Origin of the sequence: Microbacterium sp. NPDC090281 (assembly GCF_044769635.1) — a bacterium.
Classification (GTDB): domain Bacteria; phylum Actinomycetota; class Actinomycetes; order Actinomycetales; family Microbacteriaceae; genus Microbacterium.
Map to the genome: position 1 here is coordinate 208,736 of NZ_JBIVYH010000001.1, position 20,197 is coordinate 228,932.

A 20,197-nucleotide genomic window follows, 5' to 3' on the forward strand; every position below is an offset into this window, starting at 1 on the left:
CAAGGGTCGGTGGCGCCTCGGGTCTGCGGTGATGCTCGATGCCCGCGATGAATTAGTCAGCGTGACGCCTATTGAGGAGGGCGCAGGGAAGCTGGCATCACCTTCGCCGGTACGCGACCGCGGACACCGTTCGGGGTGTTTTCAAGTACGCCTCTGAGTTCCGATGGAACCCAGTCGTCCCGCTTCAGGCTCCGCCGAATATCTTCCGCCTGCGCTGGTTTTTCGGACCACCTGTGGAGCACACCGCCTGCGAATTCCTCGACTCTTCCCTCCGTCAAGAACCGACGAACGAGTGGCGCGTACTCTGCGTCATACCAGGTAATCCACTGCGGATCGGTGGGCAGACCGCCCCATTCGCCGTCGAAACCACGGGGCCTTGCCGTCGCGTATTTGCTGCTGTTCACCTCAGCGAACGCGAAGAAGCTCTCCGAGGAACGCGCCATCTCCTCGATGAATGTGTGAACGTTGTCTACAGCTCCGGTCTTCTCGAGACCGTCGAGTTCGAAAACCGCCGATGCGCTCTGATAACCGGTGCGCGTGATGCTGGACCACGCTGAGATGCTCCCGGATAGTCCTTTGCCCGTCATCATCATTGCGCTCAGACGGCATTCCGCCCGATAGAGATCTCCGAACGCATCATCGCCATCCCGGGGTAGGCGGCCCTTCAAGGGCTCGCGGGGACCGAAGCGTACCGGCACGGCGGGCGGGAAGCTCGCTCGTGCGGACCGAAGGTAGTTGTCTGCCAGCGCCTTGGACCCCGGCGAATCCTCCATCCTCCGAAACCACTCGAGATGGACGTACAGCTTCGGTCCCGAAGAGCCACCTTTCGCCGGAGACTGCTGCGCGGAGACGTCATCTATCTGCGGATTCACGACGACACCATCGCTCTCGCGCGCAAGATTGGAAGCGTAGATGCGCGCGGCCGCCAGGTGGCGCGGGTCGGGCTCCGCTCGGAAACTCTCTGCAGACTCGCTGACGTCGTACGGCACGTGGATGTTGTAGACCACAGCCACGCTCACTGCTTCGGCGGCGCTGGCGGGAACGTCCTCTGCGTCGACCCCTGTTGGCCCCTCGAGCGTGAAAACAGGGCGGTCGAGTTCGTCGTGAGCGCTGATGCCCTTGGCTCCCCAACCCCGGTCACGCTGCACACGCACACCAGGGGACGATGCGATCTTTGCGAGCTCCCGCGGCGCGAGGCTCACTCTCGCGAACACGTCCAGGTCGTATGACAAGTGAATGCTCCTTACTTGCACAAGGTCGGCAGTTTGTTATCGGACAGACTGCCTCCGACGGTATCCGGGAGGAATTTGACGGCGAAGGACATCTTGTCGTGTCCGTCGCACAGCATTTTGAGCAGTGGCGCCGTCAGATGCGTCTGAGAGTTCACAGTCAGCACGAACTCCGACCTGTTCGTCGCCTCGACCAATTTGATGTCATCGAGGATCTGGCTGCTCAAGTACTGGGTCTTCACGTTCTTGACCTCCATGATCGAAGTCGCCGTCACGTGATCGGGAATCCGATTCTTCTTGAGGTCGAGATCCGGGAAGTCCGACCTGGTGAAGGTCGTCTTCTGGCTTTGGCTCGAGAACGGGATCCCCGCCGCTGTCTCGCCCTTCTGCCCCTTGATATGAGCGGGGTCCTTCGGGTCGTAGGTGGAATCGGTGGGTTTGAAGGGCCCGCAGTCTCTCGGCGCCGGCCCGGTGCATCCGCTCAGGACATCGTCGACCTTGGTCTTGTTCTTCTTGAGGAGGCTGAACGCGTCGCCGACCTTGTTGACGAAGCCCACAACCTTGTCGGCGAGCTTCATGATCAGCGGGATCGACTCGACGAGCTTGGCAAGCTTGCCCCATGGCGCGAACCCGATAAGCGTCATGAAGCACGCACCGATGTCGCCCTTGGTGACGCAGTCCATGATGTCCGTCACACCGATGAGGTCGAGGAGAACCTTGCCGCCCTCCTGGATGATGAAGTTCAGCAGGGCATCAGGCTGTGTCAACGCGTGGGCGTCCTTCAGCCGCTGCACCTCTGCGTCTCCACCGAGCGCGTACGCGGCATCGATCTGCGCCTGAGTGAGCTCGCCCTCCTTGCCCGCAGGCGGCGGGAAGTTCTTCGCGCCGTCTTCAGCGCGCTGCTTCGACGCCGCGATATCGCGCGCCTCCGTCGCGGCCTTCACCGCAGCTTCCGCGTCGAGCCCCGCATTCGTCGCGGAGGTGGCTGCACGGCTCGCGGCATCGTTGGCCCGCGACGCCGCCGCGCTTGCCGACTGCGCCGACGACGTCGCCTGCGCCGCGAACCCGTTGGCCTTCTTCGCGTCGGCGGTCGCGGCCGTCAGCGCCTGATGCGCCCGCTGCGACGACTGACGCGCCTCGTTCTCCGAAGCGGTCGCCTGGTTGGCCGACGTGGCAGCCTGCGCCGCCCAAGCCTGCGCCTCCTGCGCGTACTTCCGTGCCAGGTCGGCGCTCGCCTGCGCCTCAGCCGCGGCCTGTCGAGCCGTCGCCGCCGCCTTCTCCGCGAGCGCAGCAGCCTCCCGTGCGGCCGAGGCCTGCTGGTCGGCCAGATGCAGCATGCTCTGCATCTGCGCCACGTGGGCGGCGGTGTCGTTGTCACGCTTGGCGGCCTCGTACTGCCCCTGCTCGAGGAATCTCTTCAGCGCGGCCTTGGAGCCTTCGAGGGCGATGTTCGCAGCCGCCTGCACCTCGGGGCCGCCGGTCGTGCTGAGCGCGAACGCAGCCGCACGCTGGTCGACCTCCAGTGCGTCGTACTGCCCCTCGGCTATGAACTTCGCAAGAACCGCAGGATCATCCGCGTCGAGCGCGAGGTTCGCCGCGCGCTGCATGGCGGGGCCACCCTCCGCGGCCAGCACGAATGCGACCTGACGGTTCTCGAGATCACGGATCTCAGGAAGTCGCTCTTTGAGGAACGCGGCGACATATTCCTCGCCGTTCTCGAGGACGTCATACGCCTCGCTCTGCAGCATCGTGTTGTCGCCCTCGTACAGCAGGGCCTTGGCCTCGTCCCACTGGTCCTGCTCGAGAGCGACGCCGTACCCGTTCTTGAAGAACTCGACGACCGCCTCGTCATTCCCGACGACAGCCTGCTCCGCCGCCGCGGCGATCCACGGGGTTCCCGACGTGATCAGGGCGAGCATGGCCGAGCGCGCTTCCGGCAGCAGCTCCTGCAGGTTCGCATCCGGAGCGGTGATCTTCTTCAGGAAGGCGCTGCTCTCCGCGACAGCGGCCGCGCCCTCCTTCTTGGCATCGTCCTTGAGCTCCTTCTCCTCGGCTTCTTCTGCTGCGGCGATCTCCGCCTGCGCCAGCCCGAATTCCTCTTCTGCAGCCAAACGCTCCGCATCGGCCTTCCGCGCCAGGGTGAAGATGGTTTTCGCGAGCTCGACGTCTTTCGTGGCGGCCTCAGCGGCGGCAGCCGCCTTCCCCGAAGAAGCGGTCGCTCGAGCAGCAGCCCCCTGCGCGACACCGGCCTGAGCCGCGGCCGTGTCTGCCTCGATCGCCGCGGCGTTGGCGTTGTCGGCTGCACGCCCGGCCGCATCACGGGCCTGTTGAGCGACAGCCGAGGTCTCGGCGGCAAGACGATCCGTCCGCGCCGTGGCGGATGCCGCGCGGTTCTTGGCCGCGTTCGCCTTCGCCGCAGCAGCCCGCGCCTGCGCGGCAGCGGCCGATGACACTCCCGACGCCTGAGAGGCTTCCATCGCATATCCGGCCGCCTCGCCCGAGTAGCCGGCCGCGGCGCCCGCAGCCTGTGCCGCGCGGTTCGCCGCATTCGTCGCCGTCTCCGCCTCGGCCGCTGCACGCTTGGCCTTCGCCGCCTTGTCTGCGGCGTCGCGCGCCTTCTCGGCCTCTGCCCGCGCCGCAGCCGCCATGCCTTCCTGGCCCGCAGCATTCGCCGCCGCACCATCGGCACTCGCAGCCGCACGGTTCGCTCGCGCTGCCGCGGAGGCAGCCGTTCCGGCCGCACTCATCGAGGCGTTCATCGCCTGGTGCGCTGCGGCTGCCGCCTGCACGGCGAGATCGGCCGCGTCGGCCGCCTGACGGGCGAGCCCGGCCGCCCGGGTCGCGGCGGCGCTGGCCTGTTCGGCATTACCCTGCGCGGCAGCAGCCTGCTGAGCGGCCCGCTGCGTGGCTTCCTTCGCGAGCTTGGCTGCGAGGACCGCCTGCGCGGAAGCGTTGTCGGCGTTGCGACGCTCCTCCTGGGCGACCATGTTCGCCGCGATCACCTGGTTCGTCAGCTGAGCGATGGTCGCTGCCTCGGCGTCGCGCGCGCCGGCGACGAACTGCCCGTAGCGCAGGAAGTCGGCGACGGCCTGCGTGTCTTCGGAACCGTCCGGAAGGGTCGCGTCGAGCGCTGCCTCCGCCGCCGCGATCACACTCGGCGAGCCCGTAGAAGCGAGCACATAGGCCGCCGCCCGGTCATCGATGATCTTGGCGTCGTGCTGACCGATCAGCAGGAACTGCGACACCGCACTCGAGTCATCCGAGTCCAGAGCCTTGTTCGCCTCGCGCTGCACCGTCGGCGTGCCGGTGTCTGCGAGCACGTACGCCGCCGAGCGGTCGTCGACCTCCCAGGCGTCCTTCCATCCCTCGGTGACGAACGCGCGAAGCTGGTCAGGGTTGTTCGCCGTGAGCACGGCCTCCGCCTGCTGCCGGACGGCGCGTCCACCCGCGAGGCTCAGGCGCAGCGCGATGAGGCGGTAATCCTGCGCGATCGCCTCGTGCTGCCCCGTGGTGATGAAGCTCTCGACGCTCTGCCCGCCCTTGAGCAGTGCCTGCCTCGCAGCCGCTTGGACGGCCGGCCCCCCGTCGGTGAACTGCGTAACCACACCTGCGGCGTCCGTCGAGGGGGTGAAGAGCCCCGCCGGTGCCGACACCTGCGTGCGCGCGGTCGCCGCAGCGGTCGCTGCCGACGCTTCGAGCGGCTGGAAGAGCCCGACCGCGACGACGGTCGTCATCAACATCGCCGCGAATGCGAACGGGAGTCGCCGAGCCGGCGCGAAACGCAGGCGCCGACGGTGAGATCTGGTCTTCATCGCAGGACTCTTCTCCAGGGGACACGACAGGGATCGAACCGCGTGGATATCCCGGCGTTGCGACGACGGCGCCCCGGAACGAGTCATGGCGCGTGCGCGCACACGCACGTCAGAATGCACGCAAACCACGACCTCGAAACAGGACCGTCACGCTTCGACCGTGGGCTTGCGGCGGTACTCGCTCGGGACTCTATCCGTCGGCTGTGAGTCTTGTCTGTCCCCCGAATGGCCTACTTGACGCTGGGCTTTCCCTGTGAAGTGTGAGTTTCAGTCTTCATATGAAGCAACCATCTCCACGGATGAGGAATGGGATCGAAAGGAACTTTTTCTCCACTCGGAAGAGAAACGTGAACCGGTCGGGAAGATCTCGTGAACCACCGCCCATGGGCCATCGTCTCGGATCGTCCGAAATGCAACGGCGGATGGCACTCCGACGGCTCGCCCGATGTCGGACGCCCCTGCGAGGATCGGAGGATGTCAACAGCCGCGTCCGGCGACCCCGGGATCAGCACCGATACCGGTGCGCCGAAGAAGCAGGGCGCGCTCGTCCTCGTCGCAGCCCTCGTCACCGTGGTGCTGTGGGCCTCGGCCTTCATCGGCATCCGCGGCGCGGGCCCGCACTACGACCCCGGTGCTCTTGCGCTGCTGCGGATGGCCGTCGGCACCGTCGTGCTGACCATCATCGCGGTACGGCACGGCATCCGCATTCCGGCCCGTCGCCACTGGCTGCTCATCGCCGTGTGGGGCATCGGCTGGTTCTGCGTCTACAACCTCGCTCTCAACAGTGCAGAGCTCACGCTCGATGCGGGAACCGCCGCGATGGTGGTCAACCTCGCGCCCCTCATGGTCGTCGTCTTCAGCGGACTGTTCCTGCGCGAAGGGTTCCCGAAGCCGCTCGTCATCGGGGCGCCCATCGCCTTCCTCGGCGTCGTGCTGATCGGCATGAATTCCTCCACCAGCGCCGGCCCCGACATCACGGGCCTCCTGCTCGCCCTCCTCGCTGCCGTCATGTACGCAGGGTGCACGCTCGTGCAGAAGCGGCTGCTCACCTCGGGCGTCGACCCGACCACTCTCACCTGGCTCGGTGCGGGTGTCGGCACCATCGCGCTGCTGCCCTGGATCGGCAACCTCATCGGCTCACTCCAGACGGCACCGCTGGATGCGACGCTGTGGGTCGTCTATCTCGGCATCTTCCCCACGGCGATCGCCTTCACGACCTGGGCCTACGTCTTGCAGCGCAGCACCGCGGGGCAGACCTCAGCGACCACGTACGTCGTGCCGGCGATCGCGATCCTGATGTCCTGGGCGATCCTCGGCGAAGTGCCGACGCCGCTGATGTTCCTTGGCGGAGCGCTGTGCCTGCTGGGCGTGCTCATCACGCGTCTGCGGTGGCGGCGACGAAGCTGACCCCGCCCAGCGCCCGGAGGGCGTAGCCGTGAGGGACTCGGCGGGCCCGCGACAGGCAATTCCGGCATATCACGGAGGACCGGAACCCCGCTCTCACCGAGCATTCCGGCGCCACGCCTGATGACTCGGCGGTAAGGCGCTCCGACGCGAAAGGGCTGTCCCCCAAACGGCCGACATACATCTCGTGTCGCCGTCTATACCGTTTGGATTTCGTCCGCTCGGACTATCAGACAGCTACCGACGCCCTGGAGTACCACCTTGAAATCAAAGATCAGCCGCGGCCTGACCGCAGTGGCCGTCGCGGCCGGGCTCACCGGCGCCTCGCTCGCCCTCGCCCCCGCAGCACAGGCAGCCGACGGCTACTGCGGGTACTACTCCGAGTCGCGGGCCGTCAACAGCAAGTCAGTGTGCAGTACCAAGAAATTGGCCAGCTACGTAAAGGTGAACAATCAGCTCATCTTCGCTCCGTACGTGCTCACTGGCCAGACGTCGTGGCAGGCCATGAACTATGCGAGTGTTCAGGCCTACAGCTACGTCTTCCGACCGGTGTGAGCGATGAAGGCGACGAGGGTGCCGTGGGCGCTTTCCGTGCTCGCACTCTCGAGTATCGTCGTCGGTTGCGCCGCGACAAGCGATTCGCCCCGCCCGCCGACGACTCAGACGCGTCTCTCTGAGAACACGGTCGGAGACATCCCGGCGTTCGAGGGCCCCTGGTCAGACCTGTTCGCGAACGTGTACTCCTCGACCACCACGACAGAAGTGCAGCGAGAGATCCTCGCTGACGGCGTCATCACCGACGCCGAGTACACGCAGCTGCGAGGCGACTTCAAGCAGTGCTTGGAAGACCTGGGGCTCACCGTCGAGATCTACCCCAGCGGCGGTTTCGCGGTCGACGAGAACGGCAACGCCAACGAGACGCAGATCTCCGAAGATGCCGTGCCGAGGTGCGAACAGCGCACTGTCGGCTCCGTCGCGCTTCTGTATGAACAGATTCGACGGAACCCTGACCAGAAGGATGAAGCGACCATCGTGGTGGAGTGCCTGAAACGGAATGATGTGGTGGGGGCGAGCTATACGCCTCCCCAGTACAAGCGCGACCTCGATGCGTACACAGGACTCGACTGGAACTCGACCGCGGTGCGCACCTGCGCTCAGGACCCGCTAGGCATCCTCGAAGACGCATCAGCCCCGTCCGGTGAATGATGGCGGCATCGGTCTTCTCAGAATGGCGGCAGCGAACAGTACTTCTGTCGGTTGCCGCTCTGCTGCTCGCAACGGCTCTCGCTGCAACAGGTTGGATGCTCGGTCGGACGACACTCCCGACAGAGCTCGCAACGCCGAGCGCAATCGAGAATGTCGATGTCGCCTACCAGGATTTCGATGACGCGCGCACCGCGGACCTCGCCGTCAAACTGCAGGATTCCCCCGGTCTGGTAGCGCGTGGAGCAGGGCTGTTGACCGGAAGCACCTGCACCCCGGGAGGTGCGATCATGTCAGGCGGGGCGACCTTCATCCTGGACCGCGTTCCTCTTCTCGACCTTGCGACCGCGCAGCCACTTGCGCGGACCCTCGTGATGGATGACCGTGGCGCTGATGTCAGCGAACTCCAACAGGCCTTCGCCGCACTCGGATACACCGGAGCGGTGGACGGGGTTGTCGGAACGCGCACCATCGCGTTCTTCAACGCTCTTCGTCGCGGTCTGGTCGCAGACGCGCCGCGTGTGGACGCCATCGACCCTGCCTCGATCGTCTGGATGCCCTCCTCGCCCGCCGAGATCGTGACATGCCCGATCTCCGTCGGGAGCTCGGTCGAGCCGGGAGCCACGCTGGCCGAACTCCCGCCAGCGATCGCCTCACTCCGAGTGGGAACGTTGCCGACGGCGGTTCCGTCGGCAGCTCGTACGCTCCTCATCGATGGGATCGTCGCGAACCTGGACGAAGACGGCGCAGTCGATGCTGCTGCGTGGCCGAAGATCGCCGCGACCCCGACGTTCCGCGACTACCTCACAGACCCGGAGAAAGTTGTTCTGTCCGGGTCCGTGCAACTGGCAGAACCGATCCGTGTCGCCCAGGTTCCGCCCTCAGCGCTGTTCGGCGTCGGAGACGACACTGCCTGCGTGAGCGACGCGACCACGGTATACCGAGGCGCGATTGTCAGCAGCGAACGGGGATACACCCTCATCGACTTCTCGGACCCGGAACCGGAGATCGTCTCGCTCCTTCCGGATCATCGCCGGCAATGCCCCTGACCCTCGAGAACGTGGGGCACGGATACAGTGCAGAGCGTTTGCTGTTCACCGGCCTCACGACGACGTTGTCCCGCGGTAACAGCTATGCCATCGTCGGCCCCTCCGGTTCTGGCAAGAGCACTCTCCTGGGGATCATTGCCGGGGATGTGGCACCGCGCATGGGGCGAATAGTGCGTTCGACGAACATCACGGTGAACTGGGTCTTCCAGAACCCGCATGGGGTCGCTCGGCGAACTGCGCTCGATCATGTCGTGTTGCCCTTGCTGGCGCGCGGATGCAGCCGGCCGGAAGCGGAAGCACAGGCTCGAGAACTCCTCGGAGAGTTCGGACTCGCTCGCATCGAAGGTGAAGCATTCCGTCAGCTCTCCGGTGGCGAAGCACAGCGTCTGATGCTGGCGCGCGCCGTCGCCGCGGACCCGGCGCTGCTCCTCGTCGACGAGCCCACAGCGCAGCTCGACATGCGCACGTCCTCGGCAGTGAACGAGTCCCTTTCAAGACTCAGCGGACGAGGCTGCATCGTCGTCGTGGCCACACACGACCCGGACACACGTGACTCATGCTCGCACCTCATCGACTTGACCGACTATCGAGCATGAAGACCGGAACCATCACCCTCGCGTCCCTGCGCTCCGAGGCCTCCCGGAACCTTCGATCAGGGACCACGCGTGGCGGCCTCTTCGGCGTGCTCTGGGTACTGCTCGCGATGGCTGCGCTGCTGTGGAACTCGGCCGTCACGAACGGCATCATTCAGGACGCGGAGCGGTGGCAATCGGCGGGCGCGTCAGTCCTGGTCGTCGAAAGCACGGGAAACATCGATGGTCTGCGGTGCGAAAGCATGGGGGCGCTTCCGAACGTGGAAAGTGCTGGTGCCATCCGCCAGTCCAGCAACCCGCTACGACCTGCGATGACCCCAGGGGTGGATCTGCCGACTTTCGACGCGACTCCCGGTTTCGTGCCTGTTGTTCTCGACCGTGCCACGAGCCCTAACGGGGTCTTCGTGTCTGAACAGGTCGCATCGGCGTTGGGCATCACCGCAGGGGATGATCTTCCGACCGCGAACGGCCGGGCCCTCGTCACCGGTGTGTTCGACTACCCCGATGACGGCCGTCGAGCGCTCCTCGGGTACGCCACCATCCAGACCGTCCCGGCAGCCGACACCTTCGACGAATGCTGGGTATCGATCTGGCCGGAATCGGAACAAGCGCGCTCCATCATCAGCGCATCGGTCCTCGATCAGGCCTCCACAGACGAGGGTGTCCCTACCATCAGCCAACTCAACACGACCTTGGGGGCATCATTCTCCGGCGAGGAGCGCTACCGGGACCGCGCGACCGCCTTCCTCCCGCTTGGTCTTCTGTGCGCCGCGGCCGCACTGGGCTTCGCTGCTGTCCGCACACGAAGACTGGAGCTCGCTGCATCCCGACTCGTCGGCATCCGTCCACGAGATCAAGCAGTTCATCTATCGATGGAAACCCTCTCCTGGATGACTATGGCCTCCGCTGTGGTGTTGGCCTCGATCCTCGCCGTTGAGATGGCCCTTTCCGTGCGCTTCTCGTCGATTCAGTACGCCGAGTTGCTCCTTGTCGGCGGTGGCATGGCGGCCTGGACTGGGGCGATGATGGCGCTGGCTTCCATCAGCTCGGGTCGCGCCCTGGACTACTTCAGGGATCGCTGACCGCGGCTCACCCCTGTTCACCCGCAAAGCCAGGTGCAACCGCTCAGCGCCCGGTGATCACCCCGCGCGCGATGCCCAGCTCAGCCAACCGCGTGGCGGCGAGCGTGCGTTTGAGCTCAAGCGACTCCCCGATCTCCACGGCGAGACGCGGCCGTGTGCGGATCAGCGCGTCGATCGTCGCGAGGGGCAGTACGACGACGGTGAGGATCTCGCCCGCGACCGTCACCGCCTGCGTGCGTTCACGGGTGAGAGCGGTCTGCCCGATGAGGTCGCCCTTCTCGGCAGCGGCGAACTCGACACGGCCGCCGTCGACTTCGAGGGCGAGTGCCGCCCGCCCCGACAACACGACGCGGACCTCGTCGGGCACGACCCCGCTGGGCATCACGATCTCGCCGACGCCGTAGCGCTCGAGCCTTGCGGCGGCGAGCACCTCGTCGAAGTCCTCCTCCCGCAGGTGCAGCGTCGGACTGATCTCATGCATCGCCTCGACCAGCCGCTGCGGCTCGGCGAGCGGGTCGGTGGAGTCGCCGTCGAGTGCGAAACTGCGCCGCCGCGCCGCGTACCAGAGCCAGGAGAGGTACATCGACAGCGCGCGCGAGGCATCGGCCGGGCCTGCCACCGGAATCGACACGGAGTAGGCACCCGCACCCGAGTACTCGACCGTCGCCCGCTCACGCTGCAATCGCATCGGCAGGGAGTCGGCCACTTCGATCAGGAGTGCGATCACCTCGTGCGGAGGATCGTCGGTCGAGAACTTCACGGCCGTCTCCGAGTAGTACGGCCCCTCCGGCTCGCTCAGATTCGTGAACGAGGCTCCGGAGAGCGACGAGTTCGGCACGATCTGGATGCCGGAGCCCGTGTCGATGTGCACGGCTCGCCAGTTCACCTCGACGACCCGGCCCTTCACGCCCGCGGCATCGAGCCAGTCTCCGATCTTGAAGGGCTGCTCGAACAGCAGCAGCAGACCCGAGATCACCCCACCCACCGCGTTCTGCAGGGCGAGGCCGATCACGATCGATCCGACCCCGAGCGCCGTGAACAGTCCGCCCACGTCGGCGTCCCACACCCAGGAGAAGAGCAGCGCGAGGCCGACGCCCACGAGGACCAGCCGCCCGATCTCCACGAAGATCGACGGGATCCGCTCACGCCACGACCCCGGCTTCGCGTTGGCGAAGAGGGCCACGTTGAACGCCGACAGCACGAGCAGGATGATGAGGAACCCGAACACGGTCGCCACGACCCGCGTCCACACCTGATCCGCCGGCGACTGGATCGCGAACACCAGCAATGCGAACAGCGCGCCGACCGGGATGACCCAGTTGCGCAGCATCCTCAGCGGCTTCGCGACCGGGTTGCCCCGCCGCGTCAGCGCACCGATGAGCTCGGTGAGGACGACGAGAACCACGGGCACGCCGACCGCGAGGCCGACGATCCACCAGACCCAGCCGCCCGTGAAGACGTCGCCCATGATCAGACCACCTTCCACACGGTCTCGGTCCTGCCCTGCGTCTCCACCGTCCCCGCCTCGACGTAGGTGACGATCTCCTGCGTGCGATCGCGCACGGTCTGGCTCACATAGATACCCGGCTCGCCGGTGACCGAACGCACCCGGTAGGCGAGGCTCACGGCATCACCCCAGAGGTCGTAGGCGAGGCTCGTCCGCGCGACGAGACCGCTCGTGACCGTGCCGGTGTCGACGCCGGCACGCAACCCGATCTGGGTGCCGTTCTGCGCATTGAAGCGCTCGAGCACTCCGAGCAGGCTCCGCGCGAACTCCACGGTGCGCCGGATGTTGTCGACCCGCGGCACGATGAGGCCCGACGAGGCCAGGTACCCGCCGCGGAGCGTGCGCACCTTTTCGACTCCGGCCTTCTCAGCTGCCTCGTCGAACCCGCGCATCAGGGTGTTCAGCAGGCCGATCTCCTCTTCTGCGCTCACACCGCGGGCGAGGTCGTCGAACCCGACGAGTTCCGCGAACACGACCGACACGTTCTCGTGCGCCTCGGTGATCGCCTCGTCGCCCTGCTTGTACTTCGTCGCCACGCTCTCCGGCATGAGGGTGTGCAGCAGCTTCTCGTTCTCCTTCTGCTGCTCTTCGATCAGGTCTTGCTTGATCCGCAGACTCGAGGCCATGTCGTTGAAGGCGCTACCGAGGTCGCCGAACTCGTCGCGCGAACTCTGCGGCACCTGCACGTCGAGATCCCCCTCCGCAACGCGGTGCACGGCTCCGACGAGACGATGGATCGGACGCGTGAACACTTGCGCGAGCAACAGCGAGAGCAACGAGACTCCGAGCAGGATGCCGAGCAGCGACAGCAGCACGTTGCGGGTGAAGACGTTGACCGGCTCGAACGCCTCGGCCGTGTCGATGCGCGCGATCACGACCCAGTCGAGCCCTTCGATCTCCAACGGCGCATAGGCCGTGACACTGTCGCCGCCGATGAAGTCGCGTCCGACGACTGTGCCGCTCCGACCCGCCTGCGCCTCCTGCACGGCCTTGGTGTCGACCGGCTGCAGCAGCACGGTGCCCTTGATCGCGGCGATGCGGTCGACGATCGTCGGCGCCATGCCACCGCTGATGAGGCGCTTCACGTAGTCGTCGGGGTCTTCCACGAGCCGACGCGCGGTGCTGCGCATGAGGTCGTCGCGGCCGACCAGATACACCTCGCCGGTATCGCCGAGGCCCTGCGCCTTCCACCCCTCGTTCCCGGTCATCACATCGTTGATCGTGTCGATCGAGATCTGGAAAGCCATCGCGCCGGTGATGCCGTTGTCGTTCCCCACCGGCGATACGACCCACATCGCGGGCACGTTGAGGGAGGGGATCCAGCGGTCGAAGTCGGTGAGCACGACGGTGTTGACGGAGTTCGTCGCGATCGCCTCGGCGTAGGCCTTCGAGAGAGCCGAGTCGCGATAGGGCCCGGTGAGGATGTTCGTCCCGAGTTCCACACCCTTGTAGGCCGAGAACGTGACGTCGCCGTCGGTGTTGAGCAGCAGCGCGTCTTCGTAGCCCGCCTCTTTGACCAGACGGGTGAAGTAGTCGCCGTAGCGCTCGGTCGCGGTCGAGTAGGCGGTGCCGTCGCCGCTGTCGTTCAAGTCCAGCTGCGCGTCGTAGTCGGCGTCGAAGTCCTTGTTGCCGAGGACGTACTGCAGCTGCACGTACTGCCCGGCAGCGGACTCGGGGATGAACGCGGTGTCGCCGTACTCCTCACCCGAGCGCCCTTCGAGCTCGGGGATGAACACGTCTTGGTAGTAGCCCTCGAGCTCGGCGCGCTGATTCTCGTCCAGCTCCAGATCGGCGAGGTCGGCGAAACCCGCGTTGACGGCCGTCGACATGCTCTGTGCGCTGAGGTTGCGGCTGTTGAGCGAGGCGTCGCGGCGCACGCTCTCGATCGCCGTCGTGATCTCGGCCGCGCGCATCGAGCGGATGGTGATCAGCTGGTCGACGGCCGAGTCGTGGAGCGACTGCCGCCCGTTGACGAAGCCGATCGCTCCGACGATCACGGACGATACGAGGCTCACCCCCAGCAGCATGATGAGCAGCTTGGACTGGATGCTGAGGCCGGCTCGTCGGAACCGGGCCTTCTTCACGCCGGTCGTGCCGGCCGTACCGCTGTTTCCGCTCTCGCTCATCTGCCCCTCCGCCATGCGCGTGCTGCGTGAACGGTCCGACGATATCGATATATCGGTCCCGCGGTCTATGGAAACCTGCCACTACAGTTGCGACCGGAGGCGAAATGACGACCTGGTGGCCCTATCTGCGCATCGCCGCAGCCCTGCTGGCGTTCGCGGCCATCGCCGCCCAGCTGACGCGTTCGATTCAGAACGCCCTCGACTCGCCGACGGAGTGGGGCGGTCACATCCCCACGGTCGCTGCGAACTTCCTCAGTTTCTTCACGATCGAGTCGAATCTCTTCGCCGCGATCGCCCTCGTCATCGCCGCGATCTGGGCGCTGCGTCACCGCAGCACCACCGCCCCTGAGCCGCGCTGGCTCGCCGTGTTGCTGGTATGCGTCAGCACCTACATGATCGTCACCGGCATCGTCTACAACACGCTGCTACGCGGCGAGGTGCTGCCCCAGGGCGTGACCGTGCCGTGGTCGAACGAGGTGCTGCACGTCGTGATCCCACTGTTCCTGCTCCTCGACGTGCTGCTCGCTCCGCGCCGCCGGGCGCTGGGCTGGAGCACGATCGCCATCGCAGCAGTCTTCCCGCTGGTCTGGGCCGTCTACACGCTGATCCGCGCGAATCTCATCATCGCGCCAGCGACCGGGCAGCCCTACTGGTACCCGTATCCGTTCCTGAATCCCCACACCGTACCGGGCGGCTACCTCGGCGTCTCCGGGTACATCATCGGCATCGCGATCGCGATCATCGCCGTCGCTGCCGGCGTCGTCTGGGTAGGCAGGCGTCGCGGAACCGAAGCCGCGCACGCCGCCTGACGACGACGCCCCTCGCACCCGAGACGGGCGGAGGGACGTCGTCGATGCACTCGTTACTCAAGCGGTAGCGAGCGCCTCACGGTCGTCGTCGCGCGGGAGCTCGGTGATGATCCGCGCCGCCTCGGTGGCATCAGGATCCACGTCGAGGTAGCGCTCGAGCGAGTCGTCGAGCTCTTCGAGCCACGGCGTGTGGTGCACGACCGCGATGGTGCCCGTCATGACCGACTCGTAGATGCGGTCGCGATAGCCCATGATGTCGTCCTTCTTGTCGCGCTTCCACGCGAGGAAGATCTCGACGACTCGGTCGATGTCGAACTCCGGGTAGTCGGTGAGTTCGAGCAGGTCGCGAATGTAATCGGCCTGGAAGCGGATCTCCGCCGAAGCCGAGTCGATCTGCCCGAAGCGCGTGCGCCACTGGGCGATGGATGCCGCGCGCTCCTGCTCGTCGGGCAGCGCGAGGCGGCCGAGGATCAGATCGCGCACGTACCAGGCCTGCGCGTCGAACATGTTGAAGGTGAACCACTGGTCCTGCGCACCGAGGTACGTCAGACGCGGATTCCCCTGCCACACCACTCCCCGGTACAGACCGTCGGGGTACACGTTGTTCGGCGATGACAGGGCCAGATCGTCGGGAAGGAACGGGTACTTGTGCAGGTATCCGGTGCACAGGATCACGGCGTCGACGTGCTTCGAGGTGCCATCGGCGAAGAAGGCGGTGCTGCCTTCGAAGCGCTCGACGACCGCCCGCTCCTCGATGCCATCGGGCCAGTCGTAGCCCATCGGCGCCGACCGGAAGCTCGCGGTCACCGAGCGGGCGCCCATCTTGAACGCCTGGCTCCCGATGTCTTCGGCCGAGTAGCTCGCGCCGATCACGAGCACGTCTTTGTCTTCGAAGGCCTCAGCGCCTCGGAAGTCGTGGGCGTGGCTGATGTAACCGGGGAACGTCTCGATACCGGGGAAGTCCGGCGCGTTCGGGAAGGAGAAGTGACCACTGGCGATGATCACGCGGTCGAACTCCTCCACCGTCGACTCGCCGGTGGGCAGGTCTTCGCTGGTGAGCGTGAAGACCTCCCGCTCGCTGTCGAACTCGATCCAGCGCACCACGGTCTGGAAACGGATGAGCTCGCGCACATCGCTCTTCTCCAGGCGGCCGGCGATGTAGTCCCAGAGCACCGGGCGCGGCGGGTAGGACGAGATGGGGCGACCGAAGTGCTCGTCGAAGCTGTAGTCGGCGAACTCCAGCGCCTCCTTCGGACCGTTCGACCAGAGGTTGCGGTACATGCTGGAGTGCACCGGTTCACCGAACTCGTCGAGGCCCGTGCGCCAGGTGAAGTTCCACTGTCCGCCCCAGTCGGCCTGCTTCTCGAAGCAGACCAGTTCGGGGATCTCCGCCCCCGCGCGGGCCGCGGACTCGAAAGCCCGCAGTTGCGCCATGCCCGAGGGGCCGGCGCCGATGATCGCTACTCGTTCTCTACTCGTCACGTATTGTCCTCATACTCTTCAGTCATGTATCGGCGCGGCCGCATCCGAGCGAGGAACAGTTCTGTCCCGGCGGGAGCGGAAGTGCTCGACCTGCCCGGAACGCGGCTGCTCTTCGACGTTATCAGGGTCGGCCGTCGGCGCCTGCGGTGAGGACTGCGAGCGAAGGTCAGATGCCGGGGAAGCGCTGGATGTTCGACTCGACCCACTCGCGAAGGCTCTGCAGGGGCTTCGCAGCATCGGCGCCGAGCCCGGTCAGCGAGTACTCCACGCGCGCCGGCACCTCGGCGAAGATCTCGCGGGAGACGAGGTCGCGGTCTTCGAGCCGTCGCAGGCACGACGTCAGCACCTTCGGGCTGATGCCCTCGAGCTTCCTCTTGAGTTCTCCGAATCGCATCGGTCCGCCTTCGAGCGCTCCGAGGATCAGCGCGCTCCACTTGTCGGCGAGCAGATCGAGGATGCCACGGCACGGGCACTGTGCGTCGTAGACATCGTGAGGCGTGCCGACGGCGCAACTACTGAGGGTGGTCATCCGGTAAAGGTATCCGAAAGTTACCAGCACCCCTTGCGGGTAACTGCTCCCCTTCGAGTACGCAATCATCCGCTGGACGTACGACCTCGGTACTCCAGACGGATGCCGGTCGACGGGGCCCCGTCATAGCGTGGATGGCATGTCAACCACCGTCTCCGCATCAGCTACAGCCGCGCCGTCCGATCCTGCGACATCGACCGCGAAGGGCACCGCCAGCCTCGTTCTCGGGATCTGCTCCCTGTTCGCCGGCTGGACATTCTTCGCGCCCGCCGTCGGACTCATCCTCGGGATCGTGTCGCTGCGAGGCGAACCGCGTGCGCGCACGCAGGCGGCATGGGGGATCGCACTCAACGCGATCGCCATGACCATCTGGGTCCTCGTGACGATCCTCGCCCTGGCGTTCGGATGGATCGCGGCCACCTCGGCGATCTTCGGCCAGTGACGACGCCTAACCGCCGCAGCTCGCAGCATCCGTCGGTGCGGACGAGACGACGGCGGCGGTCACGGCCGTCCAATCGGTGACCGTCCCCGGAGGCATCCCGGCGTACCCGTCGAGGGTCACTCGTCGTTCACCGATGTATTGTCCCGTTTCGGGGTCGACGATGAACTCATGGCGCGTGTTGGAGGCCGTCTCGAGGCGGCCGATCGCGATGCCCGTGGTTCCGTCGAGCGTGGCCTGAGCGTCCGTGATCTCCACGCCCGGGATCTCCGCTGCTGCTTTGTAAAGTGCGGCGCGGAAGTCGGCCGGCACGATGCCCCATTGAAGAGTGCTGATGATCCACTCGAGGGCCTGACCGTCGCGCGATTGCCCCGAGTTTTCGTTCAGCTCGTAGATCCTGTCGAGAAGCAGGCGCGGTTCCCGGGGAAGAGCGTCGTAATCGATGCTCGTCGTCGTCCCCTCGGCGTAACCCCCGAAGCTGCCACCACCCGGCGTGACGCCCCCGGGGAACTGCCGGATGACGTCGAGGTCGTAGGTGTTCATGTCCTCCGCGTACTCCTCCGCGAAGCGTTCCGAGCGGGGTCCGAACGTCTGGGATGGTTGCGATGTGCAGGAGATCCACACCCAGGTGTCTTTGCGCTCCGCCGGCACATAGAGCTCGTCATGGGTGGACACCAGGATGGCGACATCGTCGGACGGCTGGATCTCGCCTCCCTGTGCTCTGATTCGGTCTGCATCCTCTTCAAGGGTCCCGACGCCCGTGAACACGCCGTCGGTACGGACGAACAGATACTGCCCGGGGCCTACGACGGGGTCGCTGACCTGGATCGCTGCGGCCGCGGCGGAACGAAGCGCGCTCGCAGCTGCAGGATCGGCGCCCCCGTTCCAGCCGGCGACGCCCAGCACGTTGGTGGCCACGAGGGCGACGATCACGCTCGCGGCGCCGAGCACGGAGAATCCCGCCCAGGCGACCGTGCGACGACGGCGACGGGTCTTCAGAGGAACGAAAGCAGTGTCATCGCCTACGTGTGCGAAGAGCGTGACCGGAAGCTCGCCATCGATCTGCGAGACGAGCGCGGCCCGACCGCGCGCCAGTGCCTCGTGGCTCGGCACGCGGGTCTGATCACGAGTGCTGCGGAGCAGTGTCAACTCGTCCATGATCCGTCTCCTGTTCGATGGTGGGAATTCCGGCGGCACGGCGCAAGTGCCGCCGTGCCCGGTTGAGCCGAGAGCGCACCGTGCCGATCGGCACCTGCATGGCGAGGGCGATCGATGCGTAGTCGAGGTCACCCCACGCGTAGAGCAGGAGTGTGTCTCTATCTGCTTTCGAGAGCCGACGAAGGGCCTTCCTCAACCGTCTAGTCAGCCGTTCGGCATCGATCCGGGCACCTGCCTGCTCGATGAAGTCCGGGACGATCTGCGCCGCGAGGTCTGCGGACACCCCTTTCCACGCGACCGCCTCCAGGCGCACGTGCTTGCGCATGAGCCGGGTGGCGATGCCAAGCAGCCATGGTCTGGCGTTCTGCACCGTGACGTCGTACGCCGAGCGCCGCTCGAAGGCCACCAGGAACGTCTCGGCCATCACGTCTTCGGCGGCGTGGTCGCCGAGGCGCTGCGCCGCATAGCGGTACACGGACGTCGCATGGCGGCTGTAGAGCGACTCGAACACCGCCGGTTCGCGGATCGAGCGTTCAATCACCTCGTTGTCGGGGCTCACATCCGTATTGCTCGATTCCTTCGATCAGGTTCATGGCAATTCTGGCGGAGTGTCCTCCCCGATACGACGACTACCCTGGCTGGGGGGGAGAAGCGCCATGCTCCCCAGGAGGAGAGAGCATGCAAGATCTGAACGCCGCATCCCCGCAGCCCGCGGCGCCGCCGCCTCCGCCCGCTCCCGCGCAGGCCCCCACGCCGGCAGTCGCCGCTGCTCCCGCGAACAGCGCACCGACCGACGCCGAGATGGCCAGGGCCTCCGAGGTGCTGCGGATCATCTCCACCTCTTACTCCGCGAAGATGGTCGGCCAGGACCGGCTGCGAACGAGCCTGCTGGTGTCGCTCATCGCCGGCGGCCACATTCTGCTCGAGAGCGTCCCCGGCCTCGCCAAGACCACCGCGGCCAGCACCCTCGCCGACACGGTGAAGGCGCGGTTCAAGCGCATCCAGTGCACACCCGACCTGCTGCCGAGCGACATCACCGGCAGCCAGATCTACGACGCGGCGACGGGCTCGTTCCGCACCGTGCTCGGTCCGGTGCACGCGAACTTCGTGCTGCTCGACGAGATCAACCGCTCCAGTGCGAAGACGCAGAGCGCCATGCTCGAGGCCATGCAGGAGCATCAGACGACGATCGGCGGCGAGATCCACCACCTGCCGAAGCCGTTCCTCGTGATCGCGACGCAGAACCCGATCGAGCAGGAGGGCACGTACGAGCTGCCCGAGGCGCAGATGGACCGCTTCCTGCTCAAGGAGATCGTCGAGTACCCGAGCCCCGCCGAGGAGCTCGAGGTGCTCAGCCGCATCGACTCCGGCGTGCTCGACCCCGATCGGCACGTGGCCGGCGCCGTCAGCCTCGACGACGTGCGCCTGCTCCAAGACGTCGCGAGCCGCATCTACGTCGACGCCGCGATCCGCAACTACATCGTGTCGATCGCCTATGTGACCAGGAACCCCGCGCCGTACATCGGCGAAGAGCGTGCCCGCTTCATCAAGTACGGCGCGAGCCCGCGTGCGAGCATCGCCTTCCTGCAGGCTTCCCGGGCGCTGGCCCTGCTCAAAGGGCGCTCGCACGTGCTGCCGGAAGACATCCGCGAGCTCCGGCATCTCGTGCTCCGCCACCGCGTGCTCCTGACCTTCGAAGCCGATGCCGAAGGCGTGCGCAGCGAAGAGATCATCGACCAGATCTTCGCGTCGGTTCCCACTCCCTGACCGCCCCG

Annotated in this window: 17 protein-coding genes; 9 read left to right on the top strand and 8 right to left on the bottom strand. The window is 66.2% G+C overall.

What is annotated here, in order from left to right; all coding sequences use genetic code 11:
- Window positions 1-68: 68 nt before the first annotated feature.
- Both ACIQTX_RS00980 and ACIQTX_RS00985 read right to left on the bottom strand, forming a co-directional pair.
- Window positions 69-1,232 (bottom strand): hypothetical protein, encoded by a 1,164-nt coding sequence (locus tag ACIQTX_RS00980; RefSeq protein ID WP_402967708.1) that lies wholly within the window; start codon window positions 1,230-1,232, stop codon window positions 69-71.
- Between the two features lie 11 nt (window positions 1,233-1,243).
- Window positions 1,244-5,041 (bottom strand): putative toxin, encoded by a 3,798-nt coding sequence (locus tag ACIQTX_RS00985; RefSeq protein ID WP_402967711.1) that lies wholly within the window; start codon window positions 5,039-5,041, stop codon window positions 1,244-1,246.
- A 474-nt stretch (window positions 5,042-5,515) separates the two neighbouring features.
- Here ACIQTX_RS00985 and ACIQTX_RS00990 point away from each other — a divergent pair, with 474 nt between their 5' ends.
- The 6 genes from ACIQTX_RS00990 (at window position 5,516) to ACIQTX_RS01015 (ending at window position 10,372) form a co-directional block, all read left to right on the top strand.
- Window positions 5,516-6,448 carry a DMT family transporter gene (locus ACIQTX_RS00990; RefSeq protein WP_402967714.1) on the top strand — a complete coding sequence of 311 codons (933 nt, stop codon included), beginning with the start codon at window positions 5,516-5,518 and terminating at the stop codon, window positions 6,446-6,448.
- A 258-nt stretch (window positions 6,449-6,706) separates the two neighbouring features.
- Window positions 6,707-7,000: a hypothetical protein gene (locus tag ACIQTX_RS00995; protein ID WP_402967717.1), complete on the top strand. Its 294-nt coding sequence runs from the start codon at window positions 6,707-6,709 to the stop codon at window positions 6,998-7,000.
- Window positions 7,001-7,003: 3 nt separating this feature from the next.
- Complete coding sequence (locus ACIQTX_RS01000; protein ID WP_402967720.1) at window positions 7,004-7,651, top strand: hypothetical protein; 648 nt, start codon at window positions 7,004-7,006, stop codon at window positions 7,649-7,651.
- A gap of 95 nt (window positions 7,652-7,746) precedes the next feature.
- Complete coding sequence (locus ACIQTX_RS01005) at window positions 7,747-8,697, top strand: peptidoglycan-binding protein (protein WP_402967723.1); 951 nt, start codon at window positions 7,747-7,749, stop codon at window positions 8,695-8,697.
- Window positions 8,688-9,293, top strand: a complete 606-nt coding sequence (locus ACIQTX_RS01010) for an ATP-binding cassette domain-containing protein (RefSeq protein ID WP_402967726.1) — start codon at window positions 8,688-8,690, stop codon at window positions 9,291-9,293. Before ACIQTX_RS01005 ends, ACIQTX_RS01010 begins: the two co-directional genes overlap by 10 nt.
- Complete coding sequence (locus ACIQTX_RS01015; protein ID WP_402967729.1) at window positions 9,290-10,372, top strand: hypothetical protein; 1,083 nt, start codon at window positions 9,290-9,292, stop codon at window positions 10,370-10,372. The genes ACIQTX_RS01010 and ACIQTX_RS01015 overlap by 4 nt, the downstream gene beginning before the upstream one ends.
- 43 nt (window positions 10,373-10,415) lie before the next feature.
- Here the strand turns inward: ACIQTX_RS01015 and ACIQTX_RS01020 are convergent, their stop codons facing one another.
- Window positions 10,416-11,840: a mechanosensitive ion channel domain-containing protein gene (locus ACIQTX_RS01020; protein ID WP_402967732.1), complete on the bottom strand. Its 1,425-nt coding sequence runs from the start codon at window positions 11,838-11,840 to the stop codon at window positions 10,416-10,418.
- Between the two features lie 2 nt (window positions 11,841-11,842).
- Window positions 11,843-14,005: an adenylate/guanylate cyclase domain-containing protein gene (locus ACIQTX_RS01025; protein ID WP_402967735.1), complete on the bottom strand. Its 2,163-nt coding sequence runs from the start codon at window positions 14,003-14,005 to the stop codon at window positions 11,843-11,845.
- A 104-nt stretch (window positions 14,006-14,109) separates the two neighbouring features.
- Between ACIQTX_RS01025 and ACIQTX_RS01030 the strand changes: the two genes are divergently transcribed.
- Window positions 14,110-14,814 carry a Pr6Pr family membrane protein gene (locus ACIQTX_RS01030; RefSeq protein WP_402967738.1) on the top strand — a complete coding sequence of 235 codons (705 nt, stop codon included), beginning with the start codon at window positions 14,110-14,112 and terminating at the stop codon, window positions 14,812-14,814.
- 57 nt (window positions 14,815-14,871) lie between these two features.
- On the opposite strand, the gene ACIQTX_RS01035 is transcribed toward ACIQTX_RS01030, so the two are convergent.
- Both ACIQTX_RS01035 and ACIQTX_RS01040 read right to left on the bottom strand, forming a co-directional pair.
- Entirely contained in the window at window positions 14,872-16,296 is a 1,425-nt protein-coding gene (locus ACIQTX_RS01035) for an NAD(P)-binding domain-containing protein (protein WP_402967741.1), read from the bottom strand.
- A 166-nt stretch (window positions 16,297-16,462) separates the two neighbouring features.
- Complete coding sequence (locus ACIQTX_RS01040) at window positions 16,463-16,825, bottom strand: winged helix-turn-helix transcriptional regulator (protein WP_402967744.1); 363 nt, start codon at window positions 16,823-16,825, stop codon at window positions 16,463-16,465.
- Between the two features lie 139 nt (window positions 16,826-16,964).
- On the opposite strand from ACIQTX_RS01040, the gene ACIQTX_RS01045 reads away from it, so the two are divergent.
- Window positions 16,965-17,267 (top strand): hypothetical protein, encoded by a 303-nt coding sequence (locus ACIQTX_RS01045; RefSeq protein WP_402967747.1) that lies wholly within the window; start codon window positions 16,965-16,967, stop codon window positions 17,265-17,267.
- Window positions 17,268-17,273: 6 nt separating this feature from the next.
- Here ACIQTX_RS01045 and ACIQTX_RS01050 read toward each other — a convergent pair whose 3' ends face one another.
- On the bottom strand, window positions 17,274-18,422 hold the full coding sequence (locus ACIQTX_RS01050; protein ID WP_402967750.1) for a CU044_5270 family protein: 1,149 nt from the start codon (window positions 18,420-18,422) through the stop codon (window positions 17,274-17,276).
- Window positions 18,388-18,981 (bottom strand): RNA polymerase sigma factor, encoded by a 594-nt coding sequence (locus ACIQTX_RS01055; RefSeq protein WP_402967753.1) that lies wholly within the window; start codon window positions 18,979-18,981, stop codon window positions 18,388-18,390. Before ACIQTX_RS01055 ends, ACIQTX_RS01050 begins: the two co-directional genes overlap by 35 nt.
- 119 nt (window positions 18,982-19,100) lie before the next feature.
- On the opposite strand from ACIQTX_RS01055, the gene ACIQTX_RS01060 reads away from it, so the two are divergent.
- Window positions 19,101-20,189, top strand: a complete 1,089-nt coding sequence (locus ACIQTX_RS01060) for an AAA family ATPase (protein WP_402967756.1) — start codon at window positions 19,101-19,103, stop codon at window positions 20,187-20,189.
- Window positions 20,190-20,197: the final 8 nt, after the last annotated feature.

Coding starts and splice junctions, on each gene's coding strand:
- ACIQTX_RS00985 (WP_402967711.1), bottom strand. CDS start 5,041: ATGAAGACCAGATCTCACCGTCGGCGCCTGCGTTTCGCGCCGGCTCGG.
- ACIQTX_RS00990 (WP_402967714.1), top strand. CDS start 5,516: ATGTCAACAGCCGCGTCCGGCGACCCCGGGATCAGCACCGATACCGGT.
- ACIQTX_RS01000 (WP_402967720.1), top strand. CDS start 7,004: ATGAAGGCGACGAGGGTGCCGTGGGCGCTTTCCGTGCTCGCACTCTCG.
- ACIQTX_RS01005 (WP_402967723.1), top strand. CDS start 7,747: ATGCTCGGTCGGACGACACTCCCGACAGAGCTCGCAACGCCGAGCGCA.
- ACIQTX_RS01010 (WP_402967726.1), top strand. CDS start 8,688: ATGCCCCTGACCCTCGAGAACGTGGGGCACGGATACAGTGCAGAGCGT.
- ACIQTX_RS01015 (WP_402967729.1), top strand. CDS start 9,290: ATGAAGACCGGAACCATCACCCTCGCGTCCCTGCGCTCCGAGGCCTCC.
- ACIQTX_RS01020 (WP_402967732.1), bottom strand. CDS start 11,840: ATGGGCGACGTCTTCACGGGCGGCTGGGTCTGGTGGATCGTCGGCCTC.
- ACIQTX_RS01025 (WP_402967735.1), bottom strand. CDS start 14,005: ATGAGCGAGAGCGGAAACAGCGGTACGGCCGGCACGACCGGCGTGAAG.
- ACIQTX_RS01030 (WP_402967738.1), top strand. CDS start 14,110: ATGACGACCTGGTGGCCCTATCTGCGCATCGCCGCAGCCCTGCTGGCG.
- ACIQTX_RS01040 (WP_402967744.1), bottom strand. CDS start 16,825: ATGACCACCCTCAGTAGTTGCGCCGTCGGCACGCCTCACGATGTCTAC.
- ACIQTX_RS01045 (WP_402967747.1), top strand. CDS start 16,965: ATGTCAACCACCGTCTCCGCATCAGCTACAGCCGCGCCGTCCGATCCT.
- ACIQTX_RS01050 (WP_402967750.1), bottom strand. CDS start 18,422: ATGGACGAGTTGACACTGCTCCGCAGCACTCGTGATCAGACCCGCGTG.
- ACIQTX_RS01060 (WP_402967756.1), top strand. CDS start 19,101: ATGCAAGATCTGAACGCCGCATCCCCGCAGCCCGCGGCGCCGCCGCCT.